The 15,080-nt window shown below is 54.3% G+C and carries 14 protein-coding genes; 10 read left to right on the top strand and 4 right to left on the bottom strand.

The genetic code is table 11. The annotated features are described in order from the left end of the window. The first annotated feature begins 162 nt into the window (after nucleotides 1-162). Nucleotides 163-372 carry a hypothetical protein gene (locus tag FJ147_13670; protein MBM4256931.1) on the top strand — a complete coding sequence of 70 codons (210 nt, stop codon included), beginning with the start codon at nucleotides 163-165 and terminating at the stop codon, nucleotides 370-372. 115 nt (nucleotides 373-487) lie between these two features. Next, nucleotides 488-1,930: a transporter gene (locus FJ147_13665; protein MBM4256930.1), complete on the top strand. Its 1,443-nt coding sequence runs from the start codon at nucleotides 488-490 to the stop codon at nucleotides 1,928-1,930. 598 nt (nucleotides 1,931-2,528) lie between these two features. On the opposite strand, the gene FJ147_13660 is transcribed toward FJ147_13665, so the two are convergent. Both FJ147_13660 and FJ147_13655 read right to left on the bottom strand, forming a co-directional pair. Beyond that, nucleotides 2,529-3,005, bottom strand: coding sequence for a hypothetical protein (locus FJ147_13660; GenBank protein ID MBM4256929.1), 477 nt, complete (start codon nucleotides 3,003-3,005; stop codon nucleotides 2,529-2,531). Then, nucleotides 2,914-3,153 (bottom strand): hypothetical protein, encoded by a 240-nt coding sequence (locus tag FJ147_13655; protein ID MBM4256928.1) that lies wholly within the window; start codon nucleotides 3,151-3,153, stop codon nucleotides 2,914-2,916. The genes FJ147_13660 and FJ147_13655 overlap by 92 nt, the downstream gene beginning before the upstream one ends. 279 nt (nucleotides 3,154-3,432) lie before the next feature. Here FJ147_13655 and FJ147_13650 point away from each other — a divergent pair, with 279 nt between their 5' ends. Next, nucleotides 3,433-4,005 carry a Uma2 family endonuclease gene (locus FJ147_13650; protein ID MBM4256927.1) on the top strand — a complete coding sequence of 191 codons (573 nt, stop codon included), beginning with the start codon at nucleotides 3,433-3,435 and terminating at the stop codon, nucleotides 4,003-4,005. Nucleotides 4,006-4,017: 12 nt separating this feature from the next. Here the strand turns inward: FJ147_13650 and FJ147_13645 are convergent, their stop codons facing one another. Continuing rightward, nucleotides 4,018-5,505: an amino acid permease gene (locus tag FJ147_13645; protein ID MBM4256926.1), complete on the bottom strand. Its 1,488-nt coding sequence runs from the start codon at nucleotides 5,503-5,505 to the stop codon at nucleotides 4,018-4,020. Nucleotides 5,506-5,637: 132 nt separating this feature from the next. Here FJ147_13645 and FJ147_13640 point away from each other — a divergent pair, with 132 nt between their 5' ends. From FJ147_13640 to FJ147_13620, 5 genes are all read left to right on the top strand, one after another. Next, nucleotides 5,638-6,279 carry a nitroreductase gene (locus tag FJ147_13640; protein MBM4256925.1) on the top strand — a complete coding sequence of 214 codons (642 nt, stop codon included), beginning with the start codon at nucleotides 5,638-5,640 and terminating at the stop codon, nucleotides 6,277-6,279. Between the two features lie 117 nt (nucleotides 6,280-6,396). After that, nucleotides 6,397-7,164 carry a hypothetical protein gene (locus tag FJ147_13635; GenBank protein ID MBM4256924.1) on the top strand — a complete coding sequence of 256 codons (768 nt, stop codon included), beginning with the start codon at nucleotides 6,397-6,399 and terminating at the stop codon, nucleotides 7,162-7,164. A gap of 297 nt (nucleotides 7,165-7,461) precedes the next feature. Then, a complete protein-coding gene (locus FJ147_13630; protein ID MBM4256923.1) occupies nucleotides 7,462-8,736 on the top strand; it encodes a hypothetical protein in 1,275 nt (424 codons plus the stop codon). Between the two features lie 42 nt (nucleotides 8,737-8,778). Then, nucleotides 8,779-10,002 (top strand): threonine ammonia-lyase, encoded by a 1,224-nt coding sequence (locus FJ147_13625; protein MBM4256922.1) that lies wholly within the window; start codon nucleotides 8,779-8,781, stop codon nucleotides 10,000-10,002. 225 nt (nucleotides 10,003-10,227) lie between these two features. Beyond that, on the top strand, nucleotides 10,228-12,531 hold the full coding sequence (locus FJ147_13620; GenBank protein MBM4256921.1) for a copper-translocating P-type ATPase: 2,304 nt from the start codon (nucleotides 10,228-10,230) through the stop codon (nucleotides 12,529-12,531). Here the strand turns inward: FJ147_13620 and FJ147_13615 are convergent. Continuing rightward, nucleotides 12,528-13,046: a TfoX/Sxy family protein gene (locus FJ147_13615; GenBank protein MBM4256920.1), complete on the bottom strand. Its 519-nt coding sequence runs from the start codon at nucleotides 13,044-13,046 to the stop codon at nucleotides 12,528-12,530. The two genes, FJ147_13620 and FJ147_13615, sit on opposite strands and share 4 nt — an antisense overlap. Nucleotides 13,047-13,072: 26 nt before the next feature. Here FJ147_13615 and FJ147_13610 point away from each other — a divergent pair, with 26 nt between their 5' ends. Both FJ147_13610 and FJ147_13605 read left to right on the top strand, forming a co-directional pair. Further along, nucleotides 13,073-13,429 carry a DUF4124 domain-containing protein gene (locus tag FJ147_13610; GenBank protein ID MBM4256919.1) on the top strand — a complete coding sequence of 119 codons (357 nt, stop codon included), beginning with the start codon at nucleotides 13,073-13,075 and terminating at the stop codon, nucleotides 13,427-13,429. Between the two features lie 148 nt (nucleotides 13,430-13,577). Continuing rightward, nucleotides 13,578-14,774: a formyl-CoA transferase gene (locus FJ147_13605; GenBank protein MBM4256918.1), complete on the top strand. Its 1,197-nt coding sequence runs from the start codon at nucleotides 13,578-13,580 to the stop codon at nucleotides 14,772-14,774. The last annotated feature ends 306 nt before the right edge of the window (nucleotides 14,775-15,080 follow it).

The raw sequence follows: 15,080 nt of genomic DNA, 5'->3' as shown, positions 1-15,080 counted from the left end.
GTCGCCCGCGTTCATCCAGCTCTTCGACCAGACTTCGATACTTAGACCGAAGCCAGCACACAATGGTCTCGTCTCTCATCCCTGCTCTTGTGCAGAGGCTCTCCACTCCGGTCAATCACTATTGCGGTAAGTTGTTTCCTGCCACCGCCTTACTCACAGACAATGGACGGTATTTTTGACCGAGTGAGCCAAGCGAATCGCGGCGTGGATACGTATATCGACCCAAGTAGCAATTACCCGGTTGATCTGCCCAATGACTATCAATACGCCTGGTCGAACGGACTGGGCGAGTATGTGCTATCGAACGACGCCAATTACAATCCGAATCTTGGCACCAATGTGAACTGGACAGAACTGCAGCGCAAGGACTGAGCGGGAGGATGAGTCAACCCAAGAGTTTCGTAGTCCGGATGGAATGTAATGGACTCCAAGATTAGTTTCCTGGATTTTATCACGAGCCGAACAGGAGAAGAGATGGGGGAGAAATATGGGCATGGGAACATACTGGCGCGCTTCGATGCTCTTTCTAACGTTTGCAGCTTTCCTTTCAGGCACCTGGTCTCAGACTGAAGCTAGGAACCTCACCGATGTGCTGATCGGAGGATTCTCATTCAATGCTGCCGGTCAGGATACAACTGCTGCTGCCCGGGCGATTGCCCCAGCCGTCGCAACTGCGGTTGCTGAGACAGTAGTCCGGGAGTTTCCCCTCGCCTCCGTCGCTCCGGCTTTTACCTACCGCTACAACCCGACCCTCAATGTTTTCGAACGCTCGACCGGTGTACCCGGTCCGCTTTTTAGTGAGCGGGCGCTCACTCTAGGTGAGGGACAGTTTAATTTTAGCGTCGGGTACTCGTTCCTTGATTTCAGCGATCTCAATGGTTCGAGCCTGGATAACATTCGCAGCCCGGCGCTTCTGTCCCAAATCCTCTATTCAGAGGGGGTCCCACTCGGACAGCTCACTACCGGTGAACCGGTGTTTCTCGCCCCGGTAACCGCTTCCAGGATTCGCACGCGGATTGACCTGAAGGCGCATGTGATTGTGCCCACCCTGCGCTATGGGCTCACCGAATGGTGGGACGTGAGTCTTTCCGTTCCCATTGTCAATACGTCCTTACGAGTGAGGAACGAGGATGTGCCGGTGGCGGATCTGGACTTTACCCAGGCAGGGTTTCTCTTTGCGCGGCTGTCTGGGGACCAAATCGGTAATCTTGGCTTTGCCGATCGGGAGGGAAAAGAGCTCACACAATCCCGTCAACTGCCCTTTCTGAAATCACGGCGTTCTGCCTCATCCTTGGCCCGAGCGGCGGGCAGCGCGACAGGCGTGGGCGATATTGTGCTGCGCACCAAGTATCACCTCTGGCGCACCGAGGCTGGAGGGGCAGCCGTGGGGCTCAACCTGCAACTACCTAGCGGTAAGGTACGAAACCTGCACGGCACCAACGAGACACACCTGAGCACTTTTGTATATCTCTCACAGGTGATCGGGGAGCGGGTAGAACCGCATGTGAACCTCGGCGTGGATTTTAACACGGATGACATAGACCGCAGTAGTTTCCTCTATACGGTCGGGGCGACACTGTTGGTCGGGACGAAGGTGGGGCTCATGGTAGATGTTATTGGGCGCAGTGAGTTTGGTAGATTTCCCGTGCGCGTGCCTAGCAATGGGATCTATCCAGGACGCCTCCTTGATCGGCCGGTGAAGACGTGCACGGCTGCACGGCCATGTTTTCTGGACTTCAGCACTCCTCCCATTATGTTTCCGTTTTTCCCTGCCAAGATCCGGCGCAATGACGTCGTCAATTTTTCGTTTGGCCTGAGGTACGCCCTGGGGACGTCGGGCTCGGCGTTCTTCGGCGCGGTCATCCCCTTGAACGACGACGGCTTACGGGCAGACTTTATCCCCTCTGGCGGTATCGAATACACGTTTTAATGGTGGATACCCAAATGTTCAGGGCTACAGAAAAGCTCAAAATCGCGGGCCGCAGGCTGAGGGAATAAAGGGAAAAGAGGATCAAGTCTTTACTTGAACGTCACAAAACGTCCAAAACTATGAAACGTCCAGCGCCAGGGAAAGAAAAGAAAATATTATGAAACATCCAGTAACAGAGGATGCGCTCAGTTACGTGAAAAGCTATTACACGGCGACTGTCCTTTATCGCTATCGGTGACTATCCCAGCTCTAGAGAGGGGTACGCAAGCTCCGCTACTGGGCTATGGCGCCTGTTCGACCTCGGGTTGCCCATGCACGGAATACCAACAAACCTATGGCTCGGAACTCTGCGGCAATTGCGGGCATTCAGTATACAGCGCATTGGTAGGACCAGGGACAAGTCCAGCGTCTCGGACTGTCCAGAGTCCAGGGTCCAAAAAAGGTCGGAGTTGAAGGCTGCTCGGAGTCACAAAAAGTTTATGAGTTTGAGAGCCAGGACATGTAAGAGTCGCGAAAAAATGGACGCTGGGACGAATGGGAGAGCGTACGAGAAGAGTCACAAAATGTCTAGGTTCAGAGTCACCCAGAGATTGTCGGCTTAACGAGTCACAAGACGGAGAACGAGCGTAGCAGTGTCGGTTTCAATCGTGGTGCGAAACTGTTTGAGGACATTCATCCCCAAGACTCCGTCCAGCTTCAAAGCCGGAGGAAACTCCAACAAAATGGCGGTGACGTTCGTCAGGCGAAATCCGCCAATGCGTAATTCAGGAATGCCCAATACTGGTGCGTGGAACGTCCGCCCCTGAGCTGGAGCAATGAGGATCGTGCGCTGTGGGGTGAGAGAAAGGCCCAGAAAAGAAATCATCTCCTTGCTCAGGGCAGTATATGCGGCACCGGTATCAATCAGAAATTCGAAATCTTGCCCCTGGACCGTTACCGGCACCAATAAGAGCCCACCATGAGCCAAGCGTCCTCTGATCCGGCTAGCCGAGGACAAGCATTGCCTCCACCCCCGCAGGAATCGGGTCACCGGTAAAGAAAATGAATAGCCTCGCCCTTGGGTCCAAGGTAAGATACTGCTTCGCTGCTTGGTATACGTGTTGTTTCTTGGAACCGTGGGCGATCACTTCCCCCGCGATCGGGATATTGGCGCTATTAACTTTGAGTACCTTAGTGGCAACCCATTGATCAGTAAATGTTTCTCGTATGGTGACAATCTTCATATCGCTACAGTAGCGCACGGAAGGAACTATAGCCAGGCGTCGTTGATGGCTTGTTCGCCAGTTGCCACCCCTTACCTATTCGACCAACTGCCGCGCCAACACACTGTGATGCCGGCCATAGACAAAGTAAATCGCAAATCCAAACAGCAGCCAGCAACGGAGGGTGGGTCACGACCCGCCCTACAACCTCGCGGAAGATGTGACAGAGCGAAAACAGAGAGCCGTGCGTCGCTTCAAAGGCAACTGTGAACCTGGTATGTTGCGACAAAAGGAAGCAACATGTTGCAACGTTCGCAGCGTCATTACAGCGAAGACGATTACTTTGCCGTGGAAGCAAGCTCTGGCATCAAGCACGAGTTCTACAGGGGCGAAATCTTCGCCATGGCAGGAGCGTCGCTTGCCCACAATCATATCAGTGCGAACATTTTAAGCGTCTTGCGCAGTGCTGTTCGCTCGCATGGTTGTAGTGCTTTTGGTTCAGACTTACGCGTCAAAACTCCCGATGGGCTGTTTACCTATCCAGATGTGATGGTGGTTTGTGGCACCATTGCCCTTACCGCAGACCGTCCCGATACCATCACTAACCCTGCTGTCATCGTAGAGGTCCTCTCTGACGCGACACGTGAGTATGATCAGGGAGAGAAGTTTGCTCTTTATCAAGCTATTCCCTCGTTGCAGGAATATTTACTGATTGAACAAGCCCATATCCACACCACCCATTGGCAACGACAGCCGACGGGAGAGTGGACCGCGCAAACCTACACGACGCTCGACGCTGTCGTTTCCTTCCGCACTCCCGGTGTGGTGTTGCCGCTTCGGGCTATCTACGCTGAGGTTTTTGCCTCCTCGTAGTGTTTGCTTGTTTTACAACTGCCGCGCCAACACACTGTGATGCCGGCCATAGACAAAGTAAATCGCAAATCCAAGCAGCAGCCAAATAATCAAGCGCAGCCAGTTCTCGGCGGGCAGCGAGAACATGAGCACCGAACAAAAGAAGATACCAAGAATCGGCACCAGTGGCACCGCTGGACACCGGAAAGGTCGTGGCGCATCGGGGTTGATCCGCCGCATCACTAACACCGCCGCGCAGACAATCACAAACGCTAGTAATGTTCCGATATTCACAAGTTCCGCGAGAATACGCAGCGGAATGAACGCGCCCATTAATCCCACCGATACGCCGGTCAAAATGCTGGATTTCCACGGTGTACGAAACTTCTCATGCACGGCACCAAAAAAGCTTTGCGGAACTAGCCCGTCTCGTGCCATTGCTAAGAACACCCGTGGCTGGCTCAGCATCAACACCAACAGCACAGAGGTAATACCAGTCAGCGCGCCAAGGGAAATGAGAAATTGCGCCCAGGGCAGGCCAACCTGCTTGAACGCATCCGAGACCGGTGCATTCACATTGATTTCTTTGTATGGCACCATTCCGGTCAGCACCGCAGCCACGGCAATGTACAGCAGCGTACAAATGACCAGCGAGGTGATAATGCCAATCGGCACATCGCGCTGAGGATTCTTGGCTTCTTCGGCTTGAGTCGAGACCGCGTCGAAACCGATGTAGGCGAAGAAGATCGTCGCCGCACCAGCCAACACGCCCAACGGCTCGCCATTCGGTCCAGTCTGCCCCATCAACGTGTGCCCAAAGAGACTGACTCCGGTATAGCCATAGGGCGCAAATGGAAACCAATTGTCAGGATTGACGTACATCGCCCCGACGAAGATCACAAACAGGACAACCGCCACTTTAATGATGACCATCACCGCATTAAAACTCGCACTTTCTCGGATACCAGCGACGAGCACAACAGTGACCAGAGTTGCAATCACGAGCGCTGGCAAATCAAAGAGGGTTCCGGTGGCGGCGAGTTGTCCCGTTGCCGGATCGAAGTCGAAGGGCGCATTAGTAAATATATGCGGCAGGTGCAAGCCGAAAATGCCTATGAAGTCCTGGAAATAGTGTGACCATCCATGCGCCACCGTTGCCGACGCAACCGTATACTCCAAGACCAGATCCCATCCGATGATCCACGCAAATAACTCACCAAGAGTTGCATAGGCATACGTATATGCCGACCCCGCAACCGGCACCATCGAAGCAAACTCGGCATAACATAGCGCAGCAAACACGCAGGCGGCGCCAGCAACCACAAACGACAAGGTCAACGCAGGGCCGACTTTATCGTGCGCCGCAATCCCAGTGAGGACAAATATGCCAGTGCCAATAATGGCACCAATGCCGAGCGCAGTCAGTTGCACCGGTCCCAGCACCCGATGCAACCGGTTCTCACCAGCCATTTCCTTTTCCAGCATGTGCAAGGTCTTCTTGGCAAACAGTTGGTTCTGCATGCGTCCCTCCCCTTCCCGATCCAAATCGACCATAGACTACGTGACAGAACGCAGGAGGGCAAATCCGATCGCGGTAATTTCCTTCACTAGGCGCACGTGGTAGGTAGGACAGCATCCATCAGAGGAGGCATTATGGCGGAGGAGATCAATCTGTTTGAAGCGATACGAACCATGCGGGCAATGCGTCGCCTACGACCCGACCCTGTTCCAGATGAGTCGATTCGCAGAATCATCGAGGCCGGCCTTTGCGCGCCGAGTGGAGGCGATGTCCAACACTGGCGTTTTATTGTGGTCAAAGATGCGGACACCAAGCAACAAATCCAGCAGCGCTACAAACGGGCACTCGATCAGTTGCTCCCGCGTTATCAAGCCGCGCCCCCGCCACCAGGCAAAACCGAAGGGCAAAAGCAACGCATGCTGAATGCGGTCGTGCATCTCACAGAACACTTTCACGAAGCTCCGGTGCTGATTGTCTGTTGCCTCGTCAACGATATGGCAAAAAATATTGGTCTCGCGAAGATGTCCGGCGCCTCAATCTATCCAGCCGTACAAAACATGCTCCTCGCTGCCCGTGGCCTCGGCCTCGGGTCAACGCTCACCACCCGTCACTTGCTGTTAGAAAAAGAAGTGAATGACGTGCTCGGCTTACCGGAGAACGCCGAAACCTTCGCTATTCTCCCCATCGGCTACCCAATGGGCAAATTTGGCCCCGTCTCTCGACAACCGCTCAAAGCTGTTACGTTTCAAGATCGCTGGGGACAACCGTATGCATGAGGGTATAGAGAGACAGTGTGCTGTGGGGAGGAAGCAGAAACAACGAAATTGCAGTTCTAACCACCCCCTAACACCCGGCCCCCAACCCTTGGCGGGGCGGCGAGGAGGAAGAGTGTAATGGATTGGGGTGCCCTCATTAGCTCAACGCTGCAGATGTACCGACAAGCAGCAACGGAAACGTGGCAAAAGATCACGCGCAATTGGTGGGTAGCTTTTTTGCCGCTGCTGTACGGCGTGATTCTGCTCATCACTGGGAGTTTTGTCTTTCGACTGGGCATGCTTGGCGGTTTGATCTTTGGCTTTACTTCCGCAATGTGTACCAGCTCGTACCTGTTCTTCCTCGCTGGGGTTGTCAACGGACAGCGCATGGTTCTCTCAGAATTAACTGAGAGCTGGCGTCCGTATCTGAGCCCAGTCATTACCGTCTTGTTCTTCCTTTTCCTTGTCCGCCTCACCCTCTCCTACGCCTTACCTCCAGTAGAGGCATCGCAAGATATTACTTTTATTGTCACGGTCATCCTGTTGATCATTCTCAATCCCATCCCTGAAGTCATTTATCTGGGCCGTAGTGATGGCTTCGGCCTGCTCCAAGAGAGTGTCGATTTCCTGCGCGAGAACTGGATCGAGTGGTTCTTACCTCTCGTGCTGCTCACGATTCTTTCGCTCGGCTTTCCTTCAGCGTTTGTGTCCCCTCTTCAAGTTGGGCAATTGGGATTTCCGTTTATGAGCGTGATGGGTCTGTTGGGCGGCTCGCTCGACAACCTGTTCTGGAACGTGCTCGGTATGCTGCTGCTTTTTGCCTTGATGGTGTTTCGTGGCCTTCTCTTCCGGTCGCTCTTCGGCAGTTCACGCCGACAACGTATCTTCCGCTCGCGTCTGTCATAGGCCCCTCACGCTGCACCCTCAGGCCTCGTAACCGGTGAGAGCTGATGGTGCGGGTTCGGCAATTTCACGCACGCAGTGCGGTCTGGGTGGGCCTTCAGGCATACATAAAGTTAGTTGCGCACCTCACGCGCTAGATGCGCGCGCTCCGATAGTTAGGTTATTTTCACAACTGCCGATACTATCGCAAGCGGTACTTTATGCAGTGCCCTGGGTCGCACTCTTCCGGCGTGTGTTCGCGTTTCCTTCACGAAACAACACAGCCACCTCAGCCCTGGGGCAACGAAGGAGACAACTCGTATGCGTCGCTCATCCGCACTTTTCCCGTGTCAGCGCGTCGGCCTGCAACTACTGCTCGCGTTGCTTCTCGCCACCCTTCCCCAACGTGTTGTTGCCCAAACCAGCAATTGTTCGGTTTTTCCTGCCGACAACATCTGGAACACACCGATTGATACACTCCCTGTACATCCCAGCTCCACCACCTACATCAATGCGGTCGGGGCAACGAACGGTCTGCATCCCGATTTCGGCACGGTCTGGAACGGGGCGCCTAACGGAATCCCCTTCATCGTCGTACCGAGCACGCAGCCGTTAGTTCCGGTCGTCTACACGGCGTACGGCAGTGAGAGCGACCCAGGCCCGATGCCGATTCCTGCTAGTGCGCCCATCGAAGGTGGCCCCAGTAGCACTGGAGACCGCCACGTTCTGGTTGTCCAACTCGGAACTTGCAAACTCTATGAACTCTTCTACGCGTTCCCTCAGGCCGACGGCAGTTGGCGAGCCGCGTCAGGAGCAGTATGGAATCTAGGCTCGCATGCACTGCGTCGCGATGGATGGACTTCAGCCGATGCTGCCGGATTGCCGATGTTCCCCGGCTTGGTTCGTTATGATGAAGTGCTATCAGGGAACATTAATCACGCCCTTCGATTCACCGTTTCTAAAACCCAAGCCGCTCACCTCTGGCCAGCACGCCATCACACTTCACAGCAGGGGACCCAATACCCACCGATGGGTCTGCGGTTTCGTTTAAAGGCCTCATTCAACATCTCCTCGTTCTCAGCAAAAAATCAGGTCATTCTTCGCGCTCTGAAGAAATATGGGATGTTCGTCTCTGATAACGGGAGTTCGTGGTATCTCTCTGGCGCACCTGACTCACGCTGGAATGACGGTGAACTGCATGACCTCCATCGAATCAAAGGATCAGATTTCGAAGCGGTGGATGAATCAAGCCTGCGAATTGCAGTAGACTCGGGACAGGCAAAACAGGGTGGCACCACTCCTGCCCCCTGCACCACGACACCCGATCCAGCGGCCCTGAACACCCCGCTCGCCAATGCGACGCTCTCCATTGGTCCGGTCCCCATCGATTGGGCAGATACGAGTTGTGCGACTTCGTACAATGTCACCGTACGGCGCTCGCTAAGACGAAAGACGACGGTGTACTCTCAAACCGGACTCACCGTATCACAGGGCGTTATCCCCACGCTACCGAGCGGCACGTATTACTGGTCAGTGTCAGCCTGTAACTCGTTTGGCTGCCGCAGTTCAGTATCACGGGCATTTACTCTGCAATAGCCGGTTGGCAGAAGTACGATCCCGGAGTACAACTCCGGGATCATGATTACACTCGCTGATGTCCACGCCGCCCGTGCCCGGATCGGCACGACAATCTATGTTTCACCGTGTACCAGCTCTGAGTCACTCAGTCGACTGACAGGCACCCGCACCTATCTCAAGCTCGACAATCTGCAAATGACCGGCTCGTTCAAGGAACGAGGGGCTCTCAATCGCCTGCTGACCCTCACTCCCGAGGAACGTACACGTGGCGTGATTGCGGCGAGCGCTGGCAACCACGGTCTCGCCGTTGCCTTTCATGCGCGAAGGTTAGGAGTGCCAGCAACGATCGTTATGCCACGCTTTGCGCCGTTGATTAAAGTGAGTTCGGCTCGCCGGTACGGTGCCGAGGTCATTCTTGCCGGTATGGATTTCGACGAGGCCCTCGCTGAAGCGCAACGTATACAAGATGAACGTGGCAGCGTGTTCATTCCTGCCTTTAACGACCCAGCCATCATCGCGGGACAAGGCACCCTCGGGCTGGAACTTCTTGAACAACTCCCTAACTTTGATGCGGTTATTATTCCCGTAGGCGGCGGCGGGTTGAGTGGTGGGATTGCTCTCGCTTTGAAAGAGAGGGGCTTTCATGGCCAGATCATTGGTGTGCAAGCGGAGCGCGTCCCTGGAATGCAGGTCGCACTTGCAGCGGGCGCACCGACTCCCATCCAACGAGCATCGACGATAGCCGATGGCATCGCGGTACGGCGAGTTGGTGAACATACGTTACCGTTGGCGCAACGCTATCTTGATACGATTGTGGCAGTGAGTGAGGCTGAAATCGCCCGTGCTATTCTGCTGTTACTGGAAACCGAGAAGACGGTTGTCGAAGGTGCAGCGGCCACAACACTGGCCGCACTGCTCAATCGTCCGTTGGGGCTCAACAGCAAAACGGTCATTCTGGTCATCTCTGGTGGCAATATCGACATGAATGTCATTTCCCGTGTGATCGAGAAAGGCTTAGTACAAGAAGGACGACTCACGCGCATCAGTTTGATCATTCCCGATCGTCCAGGAGCGCTGGCACGGGTCAGCACCCTGGTGGCCGACCAAGGGGCGAACATTCTAGAGATCATTCACACCCGTGGCTTCAGTCGCGCTGAAATTGGCGAATCCGAGATTACGCTGACGTTAGAAACCTCTGGTGAGGAACACATTACACAAGTACTGACTGAACTGCGGACAGTAGGCTATCACGTGTTTGAGGAAGAACTGGGACCGGCAGAATAATGGAGAATGAAAAATGAAAAATGAAGAATTGTAAAGTGGGCACCGCCCACCAAATTGCTGTTTACAACTCCGCACTGTTCCCAACTCCGAACTCCGAACTGTTCTGTTTTCCCCTACGGCCCGCAGCTTTTGGCCTTTTTTTCATTCTTGCCTCTTCCCTCTGAACTCTTAATTACGTGAGCACTCCCTTGCCTCTTTTCACACGAATTGTCATGTTGCCTAACAATGCATCAGCAAGAGCCTTCATTGAAAGATCATGCAAGTGGGCATGCCACCTCCCTGGTTAGTATTCGCGGGATGCACTGTGCGTCGTGTGTCGATAAGATCGAGAAGGCGTTGCAGCACACGCCTGGGGTGGTGAAAGCCAGTATCAATCTCGCTAGCGAAGAAGCACTGGTTGAGTATCAACCGCAACAAGCCAATCTCGAAGATTTTAAACGGGTAATCACCGCGACGGGTTATGAGGTCGTCGAACGCACGGCAGAGGACGGTCACGATACTGAACAGCAACAGCAGCAAAGCGAACGGAACACGCTGACGATCAAATTGTCCGTCAGTGTAGTGCTGTCGATCCTGATCATGTTGGGCTCGATGCCACACATGTTGCCGATTCATGGTCTAAGTCATCCTGTAGTCTTGCTGCTGTTAACCACGCCAGTGCAGTTTTGGGCGGGATGGCAGTTTTATCGCGGCGCGTGGACAGCCGCTCGGCACGGTTCGAGCGATATGAATACGCTGATCGCCATCGGTACGTCGGCAGCGTATTTTTATAGTGTCGCTGCGATATTCTTTCCGCGTTTTTTCACTGCTGCTGGACAAGCGCCGCAACTTTATTTCGACGGCGCGGCGATGATTATTGCACTGCTCCTACTTGGCCGTTACTTGGAAACGCGCGCCAAGCATCGAACATCAGACGCGATTCGCCGTCTGATTGGTTTGCAGCCGCAAACTGCCCGCGTACTACGGGAGGATAAAGAGGTCGAAATTTCGGTCGAACAGGTCCAGGTCGGTGACATGATTGCCGTGCGACCTGGCGAAAAGATTCCGGTCGATGGCATGATCGTCAATGGTTCGTCAGCAGTCGATGAGTCGATGTTGACTGGCGAAAGTCTGCCAATCGAGAAACAACCGGGTGATACCGTCATCGGCGCCACCCTCAACAAAACTGGCGCGTTCACGTTCCAAGCGAGCAAAGTCGGCAAAGATACTGCCCTCGCACAGATTGTGTTACTCGTGCGTCAAGCACAAGGCTCAAAGGCGCCGATTCAACGTCTCGCTGACAAAATTGCCAGTATCTTTGTACCTACGGTTATCGCGATTGCTCTCCTGACGTTTCTGGTTTGGTCCCTTTTCGGCCCTACGCCGAGCCTGAATTTCGCCTTGATGAACTTCGTCGCGGTGTTGATCATCGCTTGTCCATGCGCGCTCGGACTGGCGACGCCCACTGCTATTCTGGTCGGCACTGGCCGTGGTGCCGAGCAAGGCATTCTCATCAAAGGTGGTGAGATTCTCGAAAAAGTGCATACGTTGACTACTGTCGTGTTTGATAAGACGGGAACGTTGACGACGGGAAAGCCTGAGGTGACCGACATCATTGCGTCCGGCGTCCGGCGTCCAGCGTCCAGCGTCTTAGAGCCCCCAACCCCTACCCCCCAATCCCCACCCCCCGAGTTTCTACGTTTAGCGGCCAGCGTCGAGTGGCAAAGCGAACACCCACTCGGAGAAGCGATTGTGCGTAAAACTGGAGAACTCGATCTCGAATTGGCTGAGGTCAAGGATTTTCGCGCCATTCCAGGTCAGGGAGTAGAAGGTCGCTGTGAGGGGAAACATGTACGCGTCGGTAACCGCCGATTGTTGGATGAACACCGACTCTCGCTGCACGGAGAAGAGTCTCAAGTTGAGCAGTTAGCCAGCGAAGGCAAAACCCCGATGTTCGTTGTCATCGATGGCCAACTGGCAGGTCTCATTGCTGTGGCTGATGTACTCAAGCCGCATGCCGACGAAGCCATTGCTGCCTTACGAGCGCGAGGTTTAGACGTTATCATGCTCACGGGAGATAATCGCCGCACTGCGGAAGCCATCGCACGTCAGGCAGGAATCACACACGTGCTCGCAGACGTTTTGCCCGATGGCAAGGCAGCGGAGATCAACAAGCTACAAACGCAGGGGAACGTGGTGGCAATGGTCGGTGATGGTATCAACGATGCCCCTGCCCTTGTTCAAGCTGACGTTGGTATTGCGGTCGGCACCGGTACGGACGTGGCAATTGAAGCTGCAGATATTACCCTGATGCGCAGCGATATTCGTGATGTCGCCACTGCGCTCTCGTTATCGCAAGACACCATGCGCGTCATTCGCCAGAATCTTTTTTGGGCATTCATTTACAACATCATCGGCATTCCGCTTGCCGCTGGGGTGCTCTATCCGATGTTTCACTTGCTGTTACATCCGATGTTCGCGGCGTTGGCGATGGCACTGAGTTCGGTTTCCGTAGTCACGAATTCGCTACGGCTCAGGAATGCGGCTTAACGATCTCCTCCCTTTTGTCGCTTGTACAGGGCATCACGGCCACGCAATAGATCCTCGTAGCCGAGTCCTCCAGGCTCACTCCCCCCTCGACCGGCGATGAAGCGATGACTTGCCAGGACGTAGGCGTCGACCCGTGTTTCTTCCATCAACACTTGATCACTGAGAGCGATATATTCACGCATCAGAAAATCGCCACCGCCAGGATTGAAGATGCGCCCGTCCCCACGGGCACATCCTTCACGTAATTGCTCGGCTGGCAACTTGAGCGCGAAGTCTTCACCGAGAAGAATGGCGAACGGCTTATTGTCGGCGTAGAAACACAAACCGCCAAACATCCGTTTTGTGGTAACGTCACGAAGGCCTAACCGCTCGACGGCCTCTTCCAAAGTGCCTTGGTGCAGCGGCGGCGGGCGCCGTGGTTGTGAGCGAGGAGATTTTTGCGTTGTCTTTTTCATAGGTTTCGCTATAGCAGATTTGTGCTTACTGTTGCATTCCAGAGATAAGGGTGTCACCATAATGGCATTCTGCGGCAAAGGAGCATATCGTGCAGCGACTCATTCGTGTCATAGCCGTTAGTTGGCTTGCTTTCGTTCCGACCTCTACGTTTGCCCAAGGAACGCTGTATAAATGGGTCGATTCCCAAGGGGTTGCCCATTACACCAACACCCCAACTGACAAAAAAGCCAAGACCGTTGACGACGCCCTTCCTCCAGCATCAAATTTTCAACGCCCAGCGCCTCCGCCCGAGCCTGCCAAGGAGACCGCAAAATCAACGACTAACGAACCTGCCGCGACACCTAGAGAGAATCCTCCAGCGCAGGCACCTGAAGGGTCACCCTCGGACACGGCCAATGAAGGGGAACAGTCTGAACAAGCCGTGCCTCAAGAAGGACAGTAGTTCACCCTCTCGCACTGCTGGTCTGTCCAACAGCAGCACCTCAATACTCTCAAGCGCTCGTGCTTTCTGACTGACTCTTTCGTCACAGGTTCCCCTTGGCGGCAGAAAGGAGTACACTGCCGCCACATCACTCAGTGGAGGGGAACCTATGAAAGCGCTCGATCATATCAAGATTCTTGATCTCACCCAGTTCGAGGCAGGACCATCCTCAACAGAAATTCTTGCGTTTCTTGGCGCAGAGGTCGTCAAGGTCGAACCACCAAAAGGTGGCGACCAAGGCCGGTATTTACTCACAGAAAAACCTGGTGTCGATGCACCATACTTTTTGCTCTTGAATGCCAATAAGAAAAGCATCACAGTGAATTTAAAGAGTGAAAAAGGCGTCGCCCTCTTCAAAGAGCTTGTGCCACATTTCGATGTTCTGGTGGAGAACTATGGCCCTGGGGCCATTGCTGAACTCGGACTGGGCTATGAGGTATTGGCAAAGATCAATCCACGACTGGTCTACGCTCAAGTCAAAGGGTTTGGCACCTACGGCCCATATGCTGGGTATAAAAGCTTTGACATGATTGCGCAGGCGACCGGTGGGGCAATGAGTGTCACTGGCACCAGTGCAACCGAACCGCTGAAACCAGGCCCCACTATTGGTGATACTGGCACGGGAATCCACTGTGCAGTGGGTATTCTCTCAGCTCTCTTGCAACGCGAGAAAACTGGCAAGGGCCAGCGTGTTGAAGTCTCCATGCAAGACGCAGTGGTGAACCTCAATCGCATTGGCATGCTCGCTCATTACATGGGTGCTCAGCCTGCGCCTCGTAATGGCAATCGTGCTGCCGGTCTTGCGCCGACAGACTTATACCCCTGCGCCCCTGGTGGACCCAACGATTACGCGTTTCTCATAACGACCACACCGGCGATGTGGGAAGGACTCTTACGTGCCATTGGACGCGCTGATGTCTTGACCGATCCGCGGTTTGTTGACCAGCGCAGCCGCAACAAACACTTCGACGAAATCTTCGAGATTATCGCCTCATGGACACGACAACGAGATAAGTTTGAAGTGATGCGAGCTCTCGGTGAGGCGGGAGTACCATGCGGGGCCGTGCTTGATAGCGGCGATGTGCTCGCTAATGAACACTTAAAGACGCGAGGCATGATTACGACGATTCAACACCCCACGCGCGGTGCGTTCACGATGCCAGGGTGCGCAGTGCAACTCTCAGACTCACCAGTCGAGGTCCAACCTGCACCACTACTCGGACAACACAATGGAGAGATCCTTGGGTCACTGCTCGGTCTCACAACGGCGGATCTCGCTGGCCTCAAAGACAATGGAGTTGTGTAAGCACGACAAGGTCACGCACCAGCCAGTTCATGAAGACGGCGGGGCGTAATTCCCCCCCCCTTTGCCTCCCAGGCAAGATTGCGCCCCGTCACTTCCGTGTCATGCAGCGTGAGTATTACATTTTGTTACGGATTTTTCTCACTCGCAGTCCGATATCGCGCGGAAATTTCAGGTTTTCTTCTCTGCTAAAAGGGGCTATTTTTTCCTCCTCGGCAAAAATTTAACGCCCTTTTTTTCCTTTCCGTTACATTTTTGACACTGAAAGACGTGCTAAGTGCCGGGAAATGCTGAGAAGCGCCTTCGGCA

The sequence above is a fragment of the Deltaproteobacteria bacterium genome, assembly GCA_016874775.1.
Classification (GTDB): Bacteria; Desulfobacterota; Binatia; order Bin18; family Bin18; genus VGTJ01.
The sequence above is the reverse complement of the archived record's forward strand: the minus strand, read 5'-3'. Positions and strand labels throughout refer to the sequence as shown.